Raw genomic sequence first — 15,267 nt, 5'->3', positions numbered from 1 at the left:
AGTTTAACGCAATCAGTCTTTTTTCTGAGCGAACAGCTGGTCCAGCTTCTGCTCGAAATCGTGGTAGTTGAGGAAATCGTACAGCTCCATACGGGTCTGCATCAGGTCAACCACGTCTTTCTGGTCACCTTTTTCCAGAATATTCTGGTATACCGTCAACGCTGCCTTGTTCATGGCACGGAAGGCGCTCAGCGGGTACAGCACCATCGCCGCGCCGGCATCCGCCAGTTCTTTCCGGTTGTACAGCGGCGTGGCGCCAAATTCGGTGATGTTGGCCAGAATCGGCGCATCGATCGCCTCGGCAAAGGCTTTGTAGTCACTCAGTTCGTGCACGGCTTCCGCAAAAATGCCATCGGCACCGGCTTCGATACAGGCCTTGGCACGATCGATGGCCGCGTCCAGACCTTCTTTCTGGAACGCATCGGTACGGGCCATGATGAAGAAGTCTTTGTCTTCACGAGCGTCGGCTGCGGCTTTAATACGGTCTACCATTTCCTCTTTGGAAACGATTTCCTTGTTCGGGCGGTGGCCGCAGCGCTTCTGGGCGACCTGGTCTTCAATGTGTACGGCAGCGGCGCCGGCACGCTCCATCTCCCGAATGGTACGGGCAATGTTAAACGCCCCGCCCCAGCCAGTATCGATATCGACCAGCAGCGGAACATCAACCGCGGCGGTAATCCGGCGCACATCTTCCACCACGTCATTCATGGTGGTCATGCCCAGGTCCGGCAAACCATAGGAGGCGTTCGCTACACCACCACCAGACAGATAAATGGCCTGGTGCCCTACCCGCTCGGCCATCATGGCCGCGTAGGCGTTGATGGTACCAACAATCTGCAGTGGCTGGTTTTCTTTCAGGGCTTTACGAAAACGGGCGCCCGGGGAGAGTTTGTTAGCCATGGGTTTTTCCTCTCTTATCAGATGGTGAGAACGCCTTCTTCGATTTTCTTCTCGATGTTCTGGCGTGCGGCATTAATGTGTCGTTTCATCAGGAATTCGGCGAGTTCGCCATCGCGCTGGGCAATGGCCTCGACGATACGGCGGTGTTCACCCAGCGCCAGATGGGGGCGCCCGGCCGAGGTGCTTAACCGGTAACGGTACATCCGCACCATGTAGTAAAGATCACCCAGAAGCATTTGGGCCAGCTTGGTATTGCGACTGCCGGTGGCAATCCGGTGGTGGAAGTCGTAGTCACCCTCGGCCTGGTAGTAGGCCTGGCCCTGGGCTTCCTCAATCATTTTTTCATGACTATCGAGCGTGGCCAGGAGATCACGGATTTCTTCATCGGGCATGCGTTCGGCCGCCTGACGGGCTGCCAGCCCCTCCATGACTTCACGAATTCGGTACAACTCAAGAAGCTCTGCGGCACTAACGGACACCACCTTCACACCAGCGTGAGGGCGCCTGACCAGTAATCCACGGGATTCAAGGCGGCCCAACGCTTCACGCAGCGGGCCTCGGGTAAGGTTAAAGCGGGAACAGAGCTCGACTTCGCCGATCTTTTCGCCCGGCGCCAGATCACCCTTCACAATCGCCGTTTGCAGACAATCAAAGGCCTCATCGGCGCGGGTTTGGGTTTGCAGCTGTGCCTGAATCATGCTTTGTTAACAATCCAGAGGTTATTTAGCGTGAAACTACGCCTGCATTACCTGATTGTCAACAATTGTGAGTTAGGCTTAAGTATGATTGTTTACAGATCCTGCAAACCTTGCGCGTGCAGTACGAGATTGCGAACGCGTTGCCCCCAGAATGAGTCCGAAGGCGCACTCCAAGCTCGCCGATGCAGGGCTGTCAGTGCCTGCGGGTCTTCCAGTAAAAGCGAAAGCCGGCCCTTTTCGATTCCCCGGTAGCCTCGGCTGACGCAGGCATCGAGCTCTCCCTCAATGACTTCTTTCTTCAGGCCCTTGGCGCCACGCCCGGCAAGGTGGCGGTGCAGCCGATTGGCCGCAGGGATCAGTACCGCCTGCTCCACCGGCGTGAGAGCAACCTCACTCTCTGCTTCCTCTCGAAAGCCCCTTGCATCATCAAGCAACGGCATACGGGTTCGCTCCTCAGGTGTTAACAATAAGCCCCTGCGACTCAGGGACTCACCGCTGCTTGACCGGCTCAGCCAAACCGTTGTTGGCGCTGCCAGTGCCAGAGGGACAGACACGGGTAATGACCATAAAAAGAACATCGGGTCCAGGGTCCAGGCAAAGGCCGACCAGGCACTACCGATGATAAGTCCGGGCAGATGTCGCACAGCAGCCTCCCGCCAACCGGTCTCCTCGGTACGATTCTGGCCAGCCCAACTCAGCCGAACGTTTAACAGGGCCGAAACAACGGAATGACTGTGGGCAAGCATCCGGATGGGGGCAAGCAACACTGAGACGACGATTTCAAGCAACACGCTCGACAACAACCTGAAAAAGCCGCCAAATCCACTCAGAGCCCGATGGGCGACGACATCAACAATGGCCAGAAACTTCGGCAAAAACAGCAGCGCCATGGTGCTGACGACCAGGGTGATGGCCCATATCGGCCGCCATTCTGGCCACAAAGGAAAGGGGCTCTCACGCCCGTCCGGAAAATAATCGATAGGTGCGATGGTCAGTTGCACAGCAGCAATCGTTGTCAGTACCAGGAACAACAACCATAACGGTGACGATGCGTACGCCATGATGCCATTCAAAAAGGCAAAACGATGTGCCAGACGCAATCGAGGCGAGAATAGCATCAGCGCTGCGTGCTGCAGGTTCCCTTTCGACCAGCGCTGATCTCGGGCAAGTTCGTCATCAAGCGTGGGCGGAGATTCTTCATAGCTGGCCCCCAAAGCCGGTTCCAGCCAGACTTCATACCCTGCTCTCCCCAGAAATGCCGCCTCTACGAAATCATGGCTCATGATCGGCCCTTGCCAGATACCAGCGCCTTTGAGCTTTGGCAAACCACAATGCGCCATAAATGGAGCAACGCGTATCACAGCGTTGTGGCCCCAGAATGCAGCATCCCCCATCTGGATGGCAGCCAGGCCCGTGGCAAAAAGCGGCGAGTAAAGCCGATTGGCAAACTGCTGGATACGAGCAAACGCGGAGCGAGCGTTAATAATGGTAGGAGCAGTCTGAAGGATACCAACCTGCGGTTCCCGGTTCATCACCTGCACCATGGTCCGAATAGTGTCACCGGCGAGGAGGCTATCGGCATCCAGAACGACCATATACTGATACTGACTTCCCCAGCGCCTCAAGAAATCAGCCACGTTGCCGCTTTTGTAGTTGAGATTAACCCGACGCCGGCGATAGAAGAGCCGACCGTGAGCGCCGAGCTCTTCCACCAGTTTCAACCAGACCTGCTGCTCTTGCAGCCAGACATCAGGATCCTGACTGTCTGAGAGAATATAAAAATCAAAATCATCCAGGCGGCCTGATCGCGCCAGATCGAGGTAAATGGCTTTGAGCCCCTTCAGCGTCCAGCTTACCGGCTCGTGATACAAAGGCATGACAATTGCGGTTTTCGACAGCGGCGTTGCCGCCAGCTCATTCGGCGTATGGCGCTTCAGTAACGATGCCCGATCTCCGCCCAGTAAACGCAGCAGGAAGCCGTATACTGCGATCCAGAAGCCAAAGGCAATCCAAAGGTAAAGTACCGCGAAAACAGCAACAATCAGCCACTCCACCACGTTGCCGCCGTGATAAGGCAGCACCTGGAGCAGAAACCAGGATGCCAGCCCCGTCTGGCCAGCCACAAACGCAGTCAGCACCAGGCGTCGGATCGTCGCCTGCAGGTGCCAGGGGCGGGACACAGTCGCTGACTCAGTCATCGGTGAAATACCCGATACTGCTGCGGCGAATCGGCGGTGCTACCGGCGGAAGACTTGGCTCATCCAACTCGAAGTAGTCAGGAATGCGGGCCAAAAGGTCCTCAAACCGAACGCTGTGTTCGTTTCCAGCGACGCCGTCCGCGAGTAAGGCCAGTGCGCCATTGAACGTTTTTCGGTCGTTACTGGCGCCACTCAATTCAAGGTACACCAACAGCTTTCCCAGCAACTGGTAAGAGGTTTGCGCGTCCATACGATCCTCCAGGATCAGGGTTCTGCCCGCAGGCCTGTCCCGGGCGGCAAGGAATAGCTCCACGTCTCCGTGGCGACCTCATCATCCACCATCAGAAAACCCCGCAGCTGAAGTATCTGATCCTGCGCGGGCTTGGCCAGGATCGACAATCGCCAATGATTCTCTGGCGCTACCCACTCCACAAAGTGTTCAAGCACCTCAACACCCTCGCCCCCGGTCACTTTGCTGACTACGGGAGACTCCGCGTTGAGTTCCGACAAGGGACCGCCGGCAAAATCCACCAGAATCCGATAGGCACCGGCCTGATCACCGCCGCCTATACGATCCCCTGCGCCGACGAAGGTGTTTACCACTTTTCCGCCAGGATGTGGCGCCACGCCGGGACCGCCGAACTGAATCGAGTAGTTCAGATCCCGTGACGTGCCTGCAGACACCTCACCTCCCGGACTCCAGAAAGCGACTATGTTGTCATTAGTCTCGTCGTCGGTAGGAATCTCCACCAGAACCACATTGCCTTTCCCCCAGTCCCCCTCGGCGCTCACCCAGGCGCTGGGCCTTCGCTCATAGCGGGCTTCCAGATCTTCGTAGTGACGAAACTCCCGATCACGCTGAATCAGACCAAAGCCGCCGACACGACGGACACTATGGAAACTTGCGGCAAGTCGATCCGGGTTCATCAGCGGGCGCCATAGCCACTCGCCGGTAGCATCATCATGGATTAACAATCCGTCCGAATCGTGCACCTGGGGGCGCCACTCACCAAGCGGCCTGGGAGTATGTTCCCCGTAATAGAACATCGAAGTGAGTGGTGCGAGCCCCAGCAACTCGATGTCTTCCCGCATAAACAGGCGGGCTTTCACATCTACCCGGGTCTGCTCCCCGGGGTACACCGTGAACTCATAGGCCCCGGTCAGGCTTGGACCATCCAACAATGCGTAGACACGAACATGATCGCTGTCGGGAGCGGGGCGCTCCAACCAGAACTCCGTGAAATCAGGAAACTCCTCACCGGTCGGCAAACCCGTGTCTACAGCGATACCCCGCGCAGACAGCCCGAAGGAGGTTTCCTTACTGACGCCGCGAAAATAGCTTGCGCCCGCGAACACCAGGAACTGATTGGCTACGTCGGGACCATCAAAAGGGAACGTCAACTTGAGTCCGGCATAGCCGAGATCGGCCGGCACCCGTTTTCTGAGCGCCTCGTCGTCGACATTGAACAGACTCTTATCGAACGACAGTGGATGGACGCCCTCGCTGTCCACTACGTGGATGCTTACTGGACGGGTGTAAAATTTACCAGCGGGAATGAGCATTACCTGGAAACGGGAATTCCCTTCTCGCCAGAGGCTTTTTGAAGGATCAAAGCGGATAGACTGGTATTCGTCGTAGCTCAGGCCTGCCATGAAGTCGGGAATTCCAGGGACCGGCTCGTACGCCGCACTCGCCTTCGATTTCGCTTTTTCCACAACATCCTGAAACTGGAATGCCTGGGCATAAAAGGGAGCAAACAAGAACAATCCCAGAACCACCAGACCTACTTTCCCTGCGTGCATCGTTTCCTTCCTCGGTTCGCGGTTTGTCCATTCAATGTAGCACCGCGCCCGAGGGCTGCTACAAGTGACAAGTTCGTAAGCGAATCGAAATCAAACGAAACGACGTGAAACAGGGCTGCTTCAGATCTGCATGCTCATGGTAAAGCGGACATCCGGTTGATCAGGTACGGCTATGGCATCTGTGGTTGTGTTCAGCACCCGCCCCAGGCTGACATCGGCGCTGAACTGCCGCGCAGATAGCCCCCATGAGAGCTCTCCCGACGTCACATGCCCCGCCTGATGCTGCTGAAATGACTCATCGGGAATCCAGCCGCGCAGAACAGAAAGACGAACACTCGACGAAAACCGGGGAAAGAACGGAACGTCGAATTCCGGGCTACGGCTACCCAGGCGCAGCCACCCACCTTCGGCTACGCTAAGTGACTGGCCATTGAAACCCGCCACCAGTCCAGACCCGGCGACCCTCAGGTGCTGAGAACCCGGAATATCGGCAGACGCCAACTGGTATTCCCCGTCCAGTCCCCATTGCCAGGCCAGTAACTCTCGGTCAAGCGATGCACTGAGAACCATGCGCCCAAACTGCTCTTCACGCCGCCCCTGTTCCGAATCGGTCGCACGCTCTATCTCGGCCTCAATACCCGTGACCGCGCGCAGTCCGCTGCTCAGGTCAAAACCACCGTACAGATTGTGATGTCCGTTCGCCTCAAACCCCACAGTCGATAACTGGTAACTGGAACGATGCACTTCATCCGTTCTTCGGGTCCAGTACTGGTTTACGGAAGAGTATCCGGCACGGCCGAGGAACTGATAGCCGAACGTAGAGAACAGGGCCCGCCTGCCGGTGATAGTCAGATCCCGGGTGCGCCCTTCTTTCTGAAAACGGGAACCGTCTGCCCTGGACACCTCTTCATATGCGGTATTCCGGAGCTCAATATCCAGATGGTTACGCCCTACCGGAAGGCCATAACTGAAGCCGAGTACTCGGCGCTCATTGCCCACCCGATAGGTCTTGGCGTCACTGTAGCGGACGCCGGCACGATGATTCGCCCAGAAAAGACCATTCAGGCCCACGTTCAGCGCCCCATCCCGATGATCGGTGTCCCGGTTGGTGCGCCCGGAAAACTTCATCTTGGAGCGCAGCCAGTGTTCACGGGTCAGCTTCAGACTGTTCTCGGGAAGCAACGCCTGCCGGCTGGTTTCCGGGGTATCACCATCGAGCGCCGTCTCTGAACCGTAGGCTGGCAGACACCAGCTCGCTGTCGCGCACAAAAACAGTGCAGACAATGAGAAGTGACGAACAGGCAGTTTGAAGATCAATGGCGGCACTCTGGAAAACCCGAAGCAATGTCAATTTCATGTAAACCCATTAATTCGGTGCAACTTTAAAAGATAGGCCGCTCTCAGGCCACCATTATCATCATAAATTTACAAATTTAATGTTACGTAAAATCATGTAGTTAAAAGCGGGAGTGAAACAATTTTCTAGGCATTTCAGTGACCCCGGACAGATCGGAACCAGTCGACAGAATTACCAGAAATCAACACTCGGAAATGAAACCCTCCAACTCAGCATACAACTTGGTTACACTTGGCACGCTTTGTGGGTAAACAAAGCGGTAAACCACCTGATTAAGGACGAACAATCATGATCAAAAAGTGCCTCTTCCCGGTTGCCGGATACGGCACCCGTTTCCTTCCGGCCACCAAGGCCATGCCCAAGGAAATTCTGCCGATCGTTAACAAGCCACTGGTGCAGTACGGGGTGGAGGAAGCCGCCGATGCCGGCATTCATGAATTCGGCTTTGTCACCGGCCGCGGCAAACGCGCCATCGAAGATCATTTTGATATCAGTTACGAGCTCGAGCACCAAATTGCCGGTACCGGCAAGGAAGGCCTGCTAACCTCTATCCGGGATCTGATCAACAACAACTCTTTTGCCTTCACCCGTCAGAATGAAATGAAGGGGCTGGGCCACGCCATCCTGACTGGCCGCAACCTGGTAGGCGACAACCCGTTCGCTGTTGTGCTGGCGGATGACTTCTGCGTGGGCCCGGAGGATGGTGACGGCGTTCTGACCCAGATGGTCAAACTGTATAACCAGTTCCGCTGCTCCATTGTGGCCATTGAAGAAGTACCGGAAGACGAAACCCATAAATACGGTGTGATTGCGGGCGAATCCATGAAGGATGGCCTCTACCGCATTACCGACATGGTCGAGAAACCGGCACCGGAAGACGCGCCCAGCAACCTGGCTATTATCGGCCGCTACATTCTTACCCCGGACATTTTCGACATTATCGAGCGCACACCGCCGGGCAAGAATGGTGAGGTTCAGATTACCGATGCTCTGCTGGAGCAGGCGAAGAACGGTTGCGTGCTGGCCTACCAGTTCAAAGGTCAGCGTTTTGACTGCGGCAGCATTGACGGTTTCGTGGAGGCCACCAACTTCGTGTACGAGAACATCTACAAGAAGGGAAAATAGAGGCGACCCGGTCCCTTTAGCGCCCCAATAGCTGCAACACCATGCGCCGGTTATCTGCACTTGCCTTGCGGAACCGGCGCAACAGCTCGATTTCGTCATCACTGAGCTGGATTCGATTGATCTCCTGCTCAAGCTCTTTCAGCGCCACTGACAGATCATCACCGTTGCTGAACGCCAGCCCCGGCAGTTCCAGTTGCCCATCCTCTCCGTCATCGTCCATATCCAGCAGACGTTCCAGAGGTGTTTCGGTTTTCAGGCAAAAATCCAGCAATTCACTAACCCCAGGGTACCCTCTCTGGCGTGCGTCCGTCGCCTCCCAGCTGCGGACACGGGCCTCGTCCACGCCACACATTTCGGCCACATCCCCCAGGGACAACTGGCCCTGCTCCCGAATACGACGCAGACGACGGTTAAAAGATTGCAGGTACCGCATGGCTCCGTGCCCCTGAAAAGTTGGCCGAAAAAGTGAATCAAACCGGAAATGTATCGTACATATAGCTTTGGACACAATCTGCCTATACTGAAACGAACAACGAACGAGCAGGTACCACATGGCAAATGACGCACTGGACACCAATAACGCCTGGGATCTGGTACTCAGCGCGATCAACCGGAGCAATATCACCCTGCCCGTGCCCGGTACTGATCAACCCGCGGTGAAGATCAACGGCAAAAGCTGGGAACTCGTTCAGCCGGCATCCGAACAGGCGAGAAACCTGTTGTCGTTGTTCCTGCCCCTGTGCCAGCCCGTCACCAATAACAGCCGGGTGATCGGCCAACTTGGCCAGAGCCTGGATGGACGGATCGCCACGGTCACCGGCTGCTCCCGGTTTATCAATGGTGACGACGGCATTACCCACCTGCACCGAATCCGCGCCCTGTGTGACGCAGTGGTGGTCGGCGCTGGAACGGCCAGCACCGACAATCCGCGCCTGACCGTGCGCCGAACCTCTGGCCGCAACCCGGTGCGCGTCGTGATCGACCGCCGGCAGCGGGTGCCTGCCAGCCACCACCTGTTCACCGACGGCGATGCTCCTACTCTGCATCTGATTGCCGGCGATTATCAGCCAGGCCAGAAAACGCTGGATCCGGACGGGGTTACAACAGTGCCTTGCCTGGGCTCCGCAGAAACCGAAGCCCCTGCTTCTCCCGAACGTATCCTGCAGGTGTTACAGGATTTTGGACTTCGCAAGATTTTTATCGAGGGCGGAGGCGTTACCGTCTCGTCCTTCCTGAAGGCGGGATTACTGGACCGCTTACACGTGATGGTTGCCCCCATGATCATCGGCAGCGGCCGGCCTGCGTTCTCCCTGCCGGAGATTGACCAGCTGGATGAGGCGCTTCGCCCAAAAGCTCAGTTGGTGAATCTTGGTAGCGATATGCTCTTTGATCTGGCGTTCGACACCGCCAAACCCTGATTACCGGCGGACAAGCAGCGCCAGGGCGCCCGGCAAACTCACCAGAAACACCGCCGCACCATAACCAACACTCAGCGCCACGCCCTGCTCTGCCGGCAGCCCCACCAATGGCCACAGAATAGCTGCCACACCTTCTCTGACGCCCCAGCCGGCCACCGTTACCGGCACCACCATGGCCAGTAGCAGCAGCGGGCACAGGGCTACCAGCACCAGCCAGGGTGTGCCGCCAGCAAATAAGTCCATGCCAGTGGCCATCAACACGAACACGGCCATGTAGGTCAGGAAAACCAGCACCGAGGTACCAAACTGCACCAGGGCATTGCGCCAACCCAGAAAGGCCCGACGCACATCCCCACTCAATCGTTGGACATAACGCCTGAACCGGGCCCCGACCCCCGTCATAAAGATCAGCAACCCCCCGAGTACCGCCAATGCGGGCAAAATCAGCCAATAGCCCAGGTCCAGGGATACGCCTGCATCACCGAACTGGCGGTTAAACTGCCCGGTCCACCAAAGCCCAAACACCACAATCAGAGCGACCGGTACCAGCACCAGCTGGCCTGAAAGGCGCTCCAGCACAACGGCATGGACAATCGCCAGTTGCTGCAAACGCTTCGCCGAACGGCTGTGGCGCCAGGCTCGATTCACATCCCCCATCACGCCCCCGGGAAGCACCTGATTCAGAAACCCGGCCAGGTAATACTCCCGAAAGGCAAAGCCAAAACCCATGGCTACACCGAGCCGGTTCGCGGTATACCGCCAGCGCCAGGCCGACAGTGCGATCTGAATCAGCGAAACCACCAATACCGCAAGGATGATCGTCGGCGGCACCATCGCCAGTCTCTCGGCAAGCTTATCGATGTCGACAAAGACGAGGACAATCCCCAGGAGCAGCAGGGTGACACACCAGCGAAATACCCCTCGCCCTAAGCCGGGAACCGACCTCTCCGGGTTCAAGCCTGCTTCGGCCATGCCAGCAGGTCCGTATGGCTCACAGTGATGGCGAGGGCGCCGGCATCCGACTGTTGCCGACGGGTTTCGAGCCAGAATTGGATATCGTTCGCCTGTTCCGGCTGCTGTTCTGTGGCAGCCTCCGCCCAGCCCTCAAGCAACATTGCGGCTAGGCTGGCCTGCTCACCCGTCAATACCCAGGGACTATCTGCCGTTTGGATGTGATAGCCCTTGTTAGACATCAGACGGCTCAAACAGGCCGTGGCGTCCGGGCCGAGCGCAGCGCCACTGCCCTTCTCCCGATGTTGATGGGCATTGACCAGAGCGCGCAGTTTGTCATCGAAGGGATGAGCAGGTTCCAGAGTAAAAAAGCCGCTGTAAGTGATGACGACCAACAATGCCGCTTGACGTTTGGCCACCGCTGCAGACAAGGCGCTCAACCAGGGTTCGGAAACCAGGTCGATCAAGGCCGAAGACGTCACCAGGTCGGCGTCTGCGGGCAACGCCGTACTGAGGTTATCTTTCGTCAAGACCATTGTTTCCAGCACAGCCGGTGCATCCAGCTTTTCAACCCGCTGAAGGGCGATCCCGGCCAGGGTTTGGTCCGGCTCAACCAGCGTCCAACGCTGGGGTACCGGTAGTCTCGGGCAAAGGTAGACAGGATTGGAGCCCCGACCGGTACCGAGATCCACAAGATGAAGGGGCGACCCCGGTTTGCTTCCCGACGCCCGACAGTCATATCGTTCGGTAAGCCATTCGGCGAGTCGGGCCGTCAGCCCCTCATCACGGGCCTGGTGATCGGCGGGCTCCCTTGCTTCCAGCCAATCCGCGGCAAATTGAACCGGGTTACGCGGCCTGCCCTTTTCCAACCCGGCAATGAAATCTTGCGCGGTTTCAGACCAGCGACGGATCTCGCACCGGGCCTGCCTGGCGCCGGCGACCAGTGCTTCAACGGCATCCGGTTCCGCAATCAGCCGGGTCAATCTTGTGGCCAGAGCCGCTACATTGCCCGCTTCATACAACTCAACCCCTGGTTTGGCGCCAGTCGAAGCCAGCGCGCCACCGTCGGAACTCAACACCGGCAGACCGGCTGCGAGGGCCTCATCGATGACCATGCCATAGCCCTCGTAGAGCGAGGGAAACACAAACAGATCGGCTTGCTGATAAGCCTTCAGCACATCTGCTTCTCCCAACTCGCCAGCAAACTCAACGCGGCTTTCCAGCCCGGATTCACGGACCAGGGCACGAACCCCCGAGGCATAATCCGTGGCTCGCCCGGCACTGCCAACCAGCCTCAAGCGCCAGTTCAGGTGTGTGAGTTGAGCAAGCGCCTGAATCAACTGATGTTGCGCTTTTCGTGGCGACAGATGACCGACACACAACAGGTGAATCGGCCTGGTGGCATCATGCCGGTTAATCCGGGGCGACTGCTGAAAAAAAGCGTCGTCGACAGCGGGCAAGGCAGTGGTCACCCGCGCCGGCGTCACTCCGAATGCCTGCAGCAGTTCCGCCGTGTAGTGACTGGTGGTAAAAACGGCGCCGACACAGGCCAATGCCGTCGTTTCCGAATGCTTGAACCAGGCCTGTTCCTGCTCACTCAGGCCGTTCTCATCCGCCAGCGGGTGATGTACCAGCGCCATCAGGTTCAACCGGCTCTGGTGCCGCTGTAAAACCTCAGGCAGGCCGCCCATGGCCAGGCCATCCAGCACGACCCGGGTTCCGTCCGGCAAGCCCGCAAGGAACCGATCCAGCGACTGCCGGGCAATGTCATCCGGTTTGGGAAACGTCCCTTCCAGGCCGATTAACTGTACCGGAATGCCCGCCTTGGCCAATGCCTCGACCAGGCGCCGAACATAACGGTAACCACCAGTGTTCTGGCCAGGGTCTCCCGGCACCACGAACCAGAGTTCAGATGCCGGCATGGTAGCTGGCCCACGCGATGTGCGACTCGCTGAGGGTCACTTTCAAGCTGACTACGCCTTTTCCGTCCTCACCCAGCCGGCCGGCGTGAATGGCCGCCGCCATGCGGTCGAACACCACCTTGGCCATGAACTCTGTGGTGGTGTTTCGTCCCGCAAACTGGGGAATATCATCCAGGTTCTTCATGTTGAATTCCGACAACACGTCCTTGAGCAACGCCGAAGCCTGACCGATGTCGACAATCAGGTCGTTGTTGTCGAGCACGTGGCGCTCGAAAGTAACATCCACCACATAGGTTGCTCCGTGAACGCCCTGTGCAGGCCCGAAGATCTCACCGTTAAAGCTGTGGGCGATCATCATGTGATCGCGAACGGTCAGGCTGAACATAGTCTCTCCCTGGGTTAGTAAACAATTCGGTGGCAGAGCGCATCGGCGCCCGGCATCAGAATATTTCCGGCGACTTGCGGAAGCTGTTCAAAGCGCGACTCTCCGCTGATCAACGCATCCAGAGCCGGCTCTGACAGCATTGAAAGCGCCAGCTCCAGGCGGCGGCGGTGGTTCCAGCGCGGCCTGCGCTCCGGCGATAGCTGGCCCACCTGGCTTGATTTCAGAGTCAGCCGGTTCGGGTGAAACGCGTGGCCCAGCGGCACGGAAACAGGCCTGTCGCCATACCAGCTCAGTTCAACCACACGGGCATCCGGCCCCGCCAGCGCCAGGGCTTTGGCCAACCCCGAGGGGTGCCCTGAGGCATGAAAAACCAGGTCACAGTCCTGGATGTCCGGCTCGGTTGTGAACGGTACGCCAAGTGCTTGAGCCACCGATCTTCGCCCTTCATTGGTATCAACCGCAATCAATTCCACGCCGGGAATGCGATTGACCAGCCATGCCACCAACAAGCCCACCACGCCCAGGCCGATCACCGCGACTCTGTCACCAATCGCAGGCTGCCCATCCCAGACTCCATTAACGGCGGTCTCCATGTTGGCCGCCAGCACTGCTCGCTCGGCTGGAACCTCGGCTGGCAAAGGCAGAACCGCGGATGCGGGCACCGCGTATCGCTGCTGGTGAGGATAGAGGCAGAATACGTTCTGCCCCAGCAGGGCTTCCGGCCCGTCCACAACCTCTCCTACACTGGCATAGCCGTATTTCACCGGAAACGGAAATTCGCCTTCCTGAAACGGTGCCCGCATTCTCTGGTATTCGTTTTCAGGAACCTGGTTGTTGTAGACGAGGGATTCCGTCCCCCGGCTGATGCCGGAATAGCGGGAACGAACGATCACATACGGTGTTTCAGAAGCGGGAAATGTCGGCTCGGGCACTGGCCCTAACCTGGCCTCCTGATACCCGGTAATCCAAAAGGCAGTGTTGTTCTCAACGTCCATGAATAGTCCATTTGATGAATGGCCGCGTACGCAAAAGCAGTCTCTCCAAACTATAGTCATAGAATGGGAGCTTGCTAACGCCACTCACAGGCTATACGGACGCAATGGCGTATGGATTCCATCAGTACCTCAATGAAAGGAAGTTTCAGCCCCATCAGTGATCTGATCCTGGGAATGCTGGGCCTGGCTGGCGTTTCGTTTTTTCTGACCAAAGCCTTTGATCTGCCAACCGGCTTCTGGTTAATCACCTTTGCGTTCTATCTCGGGCAAAGTGTCCTTGTCCTCCGGCACTGGCGTTGGAGAGCCGACTTCGGCTGGGCCAACCGCGCCACGCTGCTGCGCTCGGTTCTGGTGCTGGCACTGGTTGGCTGGGCTCCGTTCCTCGGTGACCACTCCTCTTCAGCAGCCTCACCCGCGCTCTGGAGTTATGCGGTTATCAGCCTGATCGCTCTGTTGTTGGACGGTGTCGACGGCAAAATCGCCCGGGCAACAGGAAGCCATAGCGCCTTCGGTGCCCGTTTCGATATGGAGCTGGACGCGCTCTTTATCCTCGGGCTGTGCGTTGCCACACTGGCTCTGGAGAAAGCCGGTAGCTGGGTACTTGCCCTGGGCCTGATGCGCTATCTGTTCATATTGGCCAGTTGGCCGCTGCCCTGGCTGAATAACCCGCTGCCAGACAGCTTCCGACGGAAGACCATCTGTGTCTGGCAGGTGGTCACACTGATGGTCGCCGTTGTGCCCATTACCCCTGCATTGTTCGCCAGCCTGACGCTCGGGCTCGCTCTGGCGTTGCTTGCCTGGTCCTTTTATCTGGACGTGCGCTGGCTCTACCAAAGGAGACAAAATCATGAAACTGTCATTTCCTGAAGCTCTGACAACCTCAATCCTGCTGGCCACCGCTACCAGTGTGTCTGCAGAGCCGGCTAAGTTCGAAGTGGACGAAGAGCACTTTTCCATGAGCTTCGAAATCATGCATATCGGTTATGCCCCGGTGATGGGCATGTTCCGGGATATTGAAGGCCAGTTTGAATACAACGAAGAAACCGGAGAACTGAATTCCGGGAAGCTGGTTTTCAAAGCCAGCAGTGTCTTTACCAACCACGATAAACGGGACGACCACCTCCGCAAGCCCGATTTTCTGGACGCCAGCAAATACCCGGAGATTACCTTTGTGGTGAGTGACTTTGAAAAAACCGGTGACAATACTGGCGTAGTGACCGGCGACCTGACCTTGCTGGGGCAGACCCGACCGGTCGATGTGAATGTCACCCTGAACAAGGCCGCGGAGTATCCCATCGGCCATGAAGACTACACCCTGGGCATAAGCGCGGAGGCTGTCATCAACCGCAGCGATTGGGGCATGACCTACGGCCTGGAAAACGGGCTGGTGGGAGACGAAGTGCGGCTGCGCTTCGGCTTTGAGGCCATCAAAGACAGTGGCTGGTTCTGACTTTGAGAACCGCCTCTCAAAACGACACAAAACCTCCGCAATTCCGGCCTAAATTTTTGCCGTTT

15 protein-coding genes are annotated in these 15,267 nt (G+C 57.6%); 4 read left to right on the top strand and 11 right to left on the bottom strand.

The genetic code is table 11. From position 1 onward, the window contains the following. Window positions 1-12: 12 nt before the first annotated feature. From prpB to ACF8YQ_RS07800, 6 genes are all read right to left on the bottom strand, one after another. Window positions 13-900 (bottom strand): methylisocitrate lyase, encoded by an 888-nt coding sequence (prpB, locus tag ACF8YQ_RS07825; RefSeq protein ID WP_011785149.1) that lies wholly within the window; start codon window positions 898-900, stop codon window positions 13-15. Between the two features lie 17 nt (window positions 901-917). Further along, window positions 918-1,598: a GntR family transcriptional regulator gene (locus tag ACF8YQ_RS07820; protein ID WP_022991114.1), complete on the bottom strand. Its 681-nt coding sequence runs from the start codon at window positions 1,596-1,598 to the stop codon at window positions 918-920. Between the two features lie 92 nt (window positions 1,599-1,690). Then, entirely contained in the window at window positions 1,691-3,796 is a 2,106-nt protein-coding gene (mdoH, locus tag ACF8YQ_RS07815; protein WP_396623105.1) for a glucans biosynthesis glucosyltransferase MdoH, read from the bottom strand. Then, window positions 3,789-4,046, bottom strand: coding sequence for a hypothetical protein (locus tag ACF8YQ_RS07810; RefSeq protein ID WP_022991112.1), 258 nt, complete (start codon window positions 4,044-4,046; stop codon window positions 3,789-3,791). The genes mdoH and ACF8YQ_RS07810 overlap by 8 nt, the downstream gene beginning before the upstream one ends. A 14-nt stretch (window positions 4,047-4,060) precedes the next feature. Continuing rightward, window positions 4,061-5,599, bottom strand: coding sequence for a glucan biosynthesis protein G (locus tag ACF8YQ_RS07805; RefSeq protein WP_396623104.1), 1,539 nt, complete (start codon window positions 5,597-5,599; stop codon window positions 4,061-4,063). 120 nt (window positions 5,600-5,719) lie between these two features. Then, complete coding sequence (locus ACF8YQ_RS07800; RefSeq protein WP_396623103.1) at window positions 5,720-6,925, bottom strand: ShlB/FhaC/HecB family hemolysin secretion/activation protein; 1,206 nt, start codon at window positions 6,923-6,925, stop codon at window positions 5,720-5,722. Window positions 6,926-7,244: 319 nt separating this feature from the next. Here ACF8YQ_RS07800 and galU point away from each other — a divergent pair, with 319 nt between their 5' ends. After that, window positions 7,245-8,081, top strand: a complete 837-nt coding sequence (galU, locus tag ACF8YQ_RS07795; RefSeq protein ID WP_011785155.1) for a UTP--glucose-1-phosphate uridylyltransferase GalU — start codon at window positions 7,245-7,247, stop codon at window positions 8,079-8,081. 16 nt (window positions 8,082-8,097) lie between these two features. On the opposite strand, the gene ACF8YQ_RS07790 is transcribed toward galU, so the two are convergent. Continuing rightward, entirely contained in the window at window positions 8,098-8,514 is a 417-nt protein-coding gene (locus ACF8YQ_RS07790) for a helix-turn-helix domain-containing protein (RefSeq protein ID WP_396623102.1), read from the bottom strand. Window positions 8,515-8,632: 118 nt separating this feature from the next. On the opposite strand from ACF8YQ_RS07790, the gene ACF8YQ_RS07785 reads away from it, so the two are divergent. Continuing rightward, complete coding sequence (locus ACF8YQ_RS07785; RefSeq protein WP_396623101.1) at window positions 8,633-9,499, top strand: RibD family protein; 867 nt, start codon at window positions 8,633-8,635, stop codon at window positions 9,497-9,499. On the opposite strand, the gene ACF8YQ_RS07780 is transcribed toward ACF8YQ_RS07785, so the two are convergent. Genes ACF8YQ_RS07780 through ACF8YQ_RS07765 form a run of 4 tightly spaced genes read right to left on the bottom strand, consistent with a single transcriptional unit; the run spans window position 9,500 to window position 13,752 of the window. Beyond that, window positions 9,500-10,471, bottom strand: coding sequence for a lysylphosphatidylglycerol synthase transmembrane domain-containing protein (locus ACF8YQ_RS07780; RefSeq protein ID WP_396623100.1), 972 nt, complete (start codon window positions 10,469-10,471; stop codon window positions 9,500-9,502). Continuing rightward, window positions 10,453-12,372 carry a glycosyltransferase family 4 protein gene (locus ACF8YQ_RS07775; protein WP_396623099.1) on the bottom strand — a complete coding sequence of 640 codons (1,920 nt, stop codon included), beginning with the start codon at window positions 12,370-12,372 and terminating at the stop codon, window positions 10,453-10,455. Before ACF8YQ_RS07775 ends, ACF8YQ_RS07780 begins: the two co-directional genes overlap by 19 nt. After that, entirely contained in the window at window positions 12,359-12,757 is a 399-nt protein-coding gene (locus ACF8YQ_RS07770) for a 6-carboxytetrahydropterin synthase (protein ID WP_023010031.1), read from the bottom strand. Before ACF8YQ_RS07770 ends, ACF8YQ_RS07775 begins: the two co-directional genes overlap by 14 nt. Before the next feature lie 14 nt (window positions 12,758-12,771). After that, window positions 12,772-13,752, bottom strand: coding sequence for a zinc-binding alcohol dehydrogenase (locus tag ACF8YQ_RS07765; RefSeq protein ID WP_396623098.1), 981 nt, complete (start codon window positions 13,750-13,752; stop codon window positions 12,772-12,774). 111 nt (window positions 13,753-13,863) lie between these two features. Here ACF8YQ_RS07765 and ACF8YQ_RS07760 point away from each other — a divergent pair, with 111 nt between their 5' ends. Both ACF8YQ_RS07760 and ACF8YQ_RS07755 read left to right on the top strand, forming a co-directional pair. Then, window positions 13,864-14,619 carry a CDP-alcohol phosphatidyltransferase family protein gene (locus tag ACF8YQ_RS07760; RefSeq protein ID WP_396623097.1) on the top strand — a complete coding sequence of 252 codons (756 nt, stop codon included), beginning with the start codon at window positions 13,864-13,866 and terminating at the stop codon, window positions 14,617-14,619. Then, the gene (locus ACF8YQ_RS07755; protein ID WP_011785163.1) at window positions 14,600-15,202 is read left to right on the top strand and encodes a YceI family protein; all 603 of its coding nucleotides are present in this window, start codon (window positions 14,600-14,602) and stop codon (window positions 15,200-15,202) included. The genes ACF8YQ_RS07760 and ACF8YQ_RS07755 overlap by 20 nt, the downstream gene beginning before the upstream one ends. Window positions 15,203-15,267 lie beyond the last annotated feature (65 nt).

The organism is Marinobacter sp. W-8, from assembly GCF_044342215.1.
Classification (GTDB): Bacteria; Pseudomonadota; Gammaproteobacteria; order Pseudomonadales; family Oleiphilaceae; genus Marinobacter; species Marinobacter nauticus.
This window is presented reverse-complemented; position numbering and strand designations above follow the sequence as displayed.

Excerpts from the sequence above, each read along its gene's own strand:
- prpB (WP_011785149.1), bottom strand. The coding sequence starts at position 900 with ATGGCTAACAAACTCTCCCCGGGCGCCCGTTTTCGTAAAGCCCTGAAA.
- ACF8YQ_RS07820 (WP_022991114.1), bottom strand. The coding sequence starts at position 1,598 with ATGATTCAGGCACAGCTGCAAACCCAAACCCGCGCCGATGAGGCCTTT.
- mdoH (WP_396623105.1), bottom strand. The coding sequence starts at position 3,796 with ATGACTGAGTCAGCGACTGTGTCCCGCCCCTGGCACCTGCAGGCGACG.
- ACF8YQ_RS07810 (WP_022991112.1), bottom strand. The coding sequence starts at position 4,046 with ATGGACGCGCAAACCTCTTACCAGTTGCTGGGAAAGCTGTTGGTGTAC.
- ACF8YQ_RS07805 (WP_396623104.1), bottom strand. The coding sequence starts at position 5,599 with ATGCACGCAGGGAAAGTAGGTCTGGTGGTTCTGGGATTGTTCTTGTTT.
- galU (WP_011785155.1), top strand. The coding sequence starts at position 7,245 with ATGATCAAAAAGTGCCTCTTCCCGGTTGCCGGATACGGCACCCGTTTC.
- ACF8YQ_RS07790 (WP_396623102.1), bottom strand. The coding sequence starts at position 8,514 with ATGCGGTACCTGCAATCTTTTAACCGTCGTCTGCGTCGTATTCGGGAG.
- ACF8YQ_RS07785 (WP_396623101.1), top strand. The coding sequence starts at position 8,633 with ATGGCAAATGACGCACTGGACACCAATAACGCCTGGGATCTGGTACTC.
- ACF8YQ_RS07780 (WP_396623100.1), bottom strand. The coding sequence starts at position 10,471 with ATGGCCGAAGCAGGCTTGAACCCGGAGAGGTCGGTTCCCGGCTTAGGG.
- ACF8YQ_RS07775 (WP_396623099.1), bottom strand. The coding sequence starts at position 12,372 with ATGCCGGCATCTGAACTCTGGTTCGTGGTGCCGGGAGACCCTGGCCAG.
- ACF8YQ_RS07770 (WP_023010031.1), bottom strand. The coding sequence starts at position 12,757 with ATGTTCAGCCTGACCGTTCGCGATCACATGATGATCGCCCACAGCTTT.
- ACF8YQ_RS07765 (WP_396623098.1), bottom strand. The coding sequence starts at position 13,752 with ATGGACGTTGAGAACAACACTGCCTTTTGGATTACCGGGTATCAGGAG.
- ACF8YQ_RS07760 (WP_396623097.1), top strand. The coding sequence starts at position 13,864 with ATGGATTCCATCAGTACCTCAATGAAAGGAAGTTTCAGCCCCATCAGT.
- ACF8YQ_RS07755 (WP_011785163.1), top strand. The coding sequence starts at position 14,600 with ATGAAACTGTCATTTCCTGAAGCTCTGACAACCTCAATCCTGCTGGCC.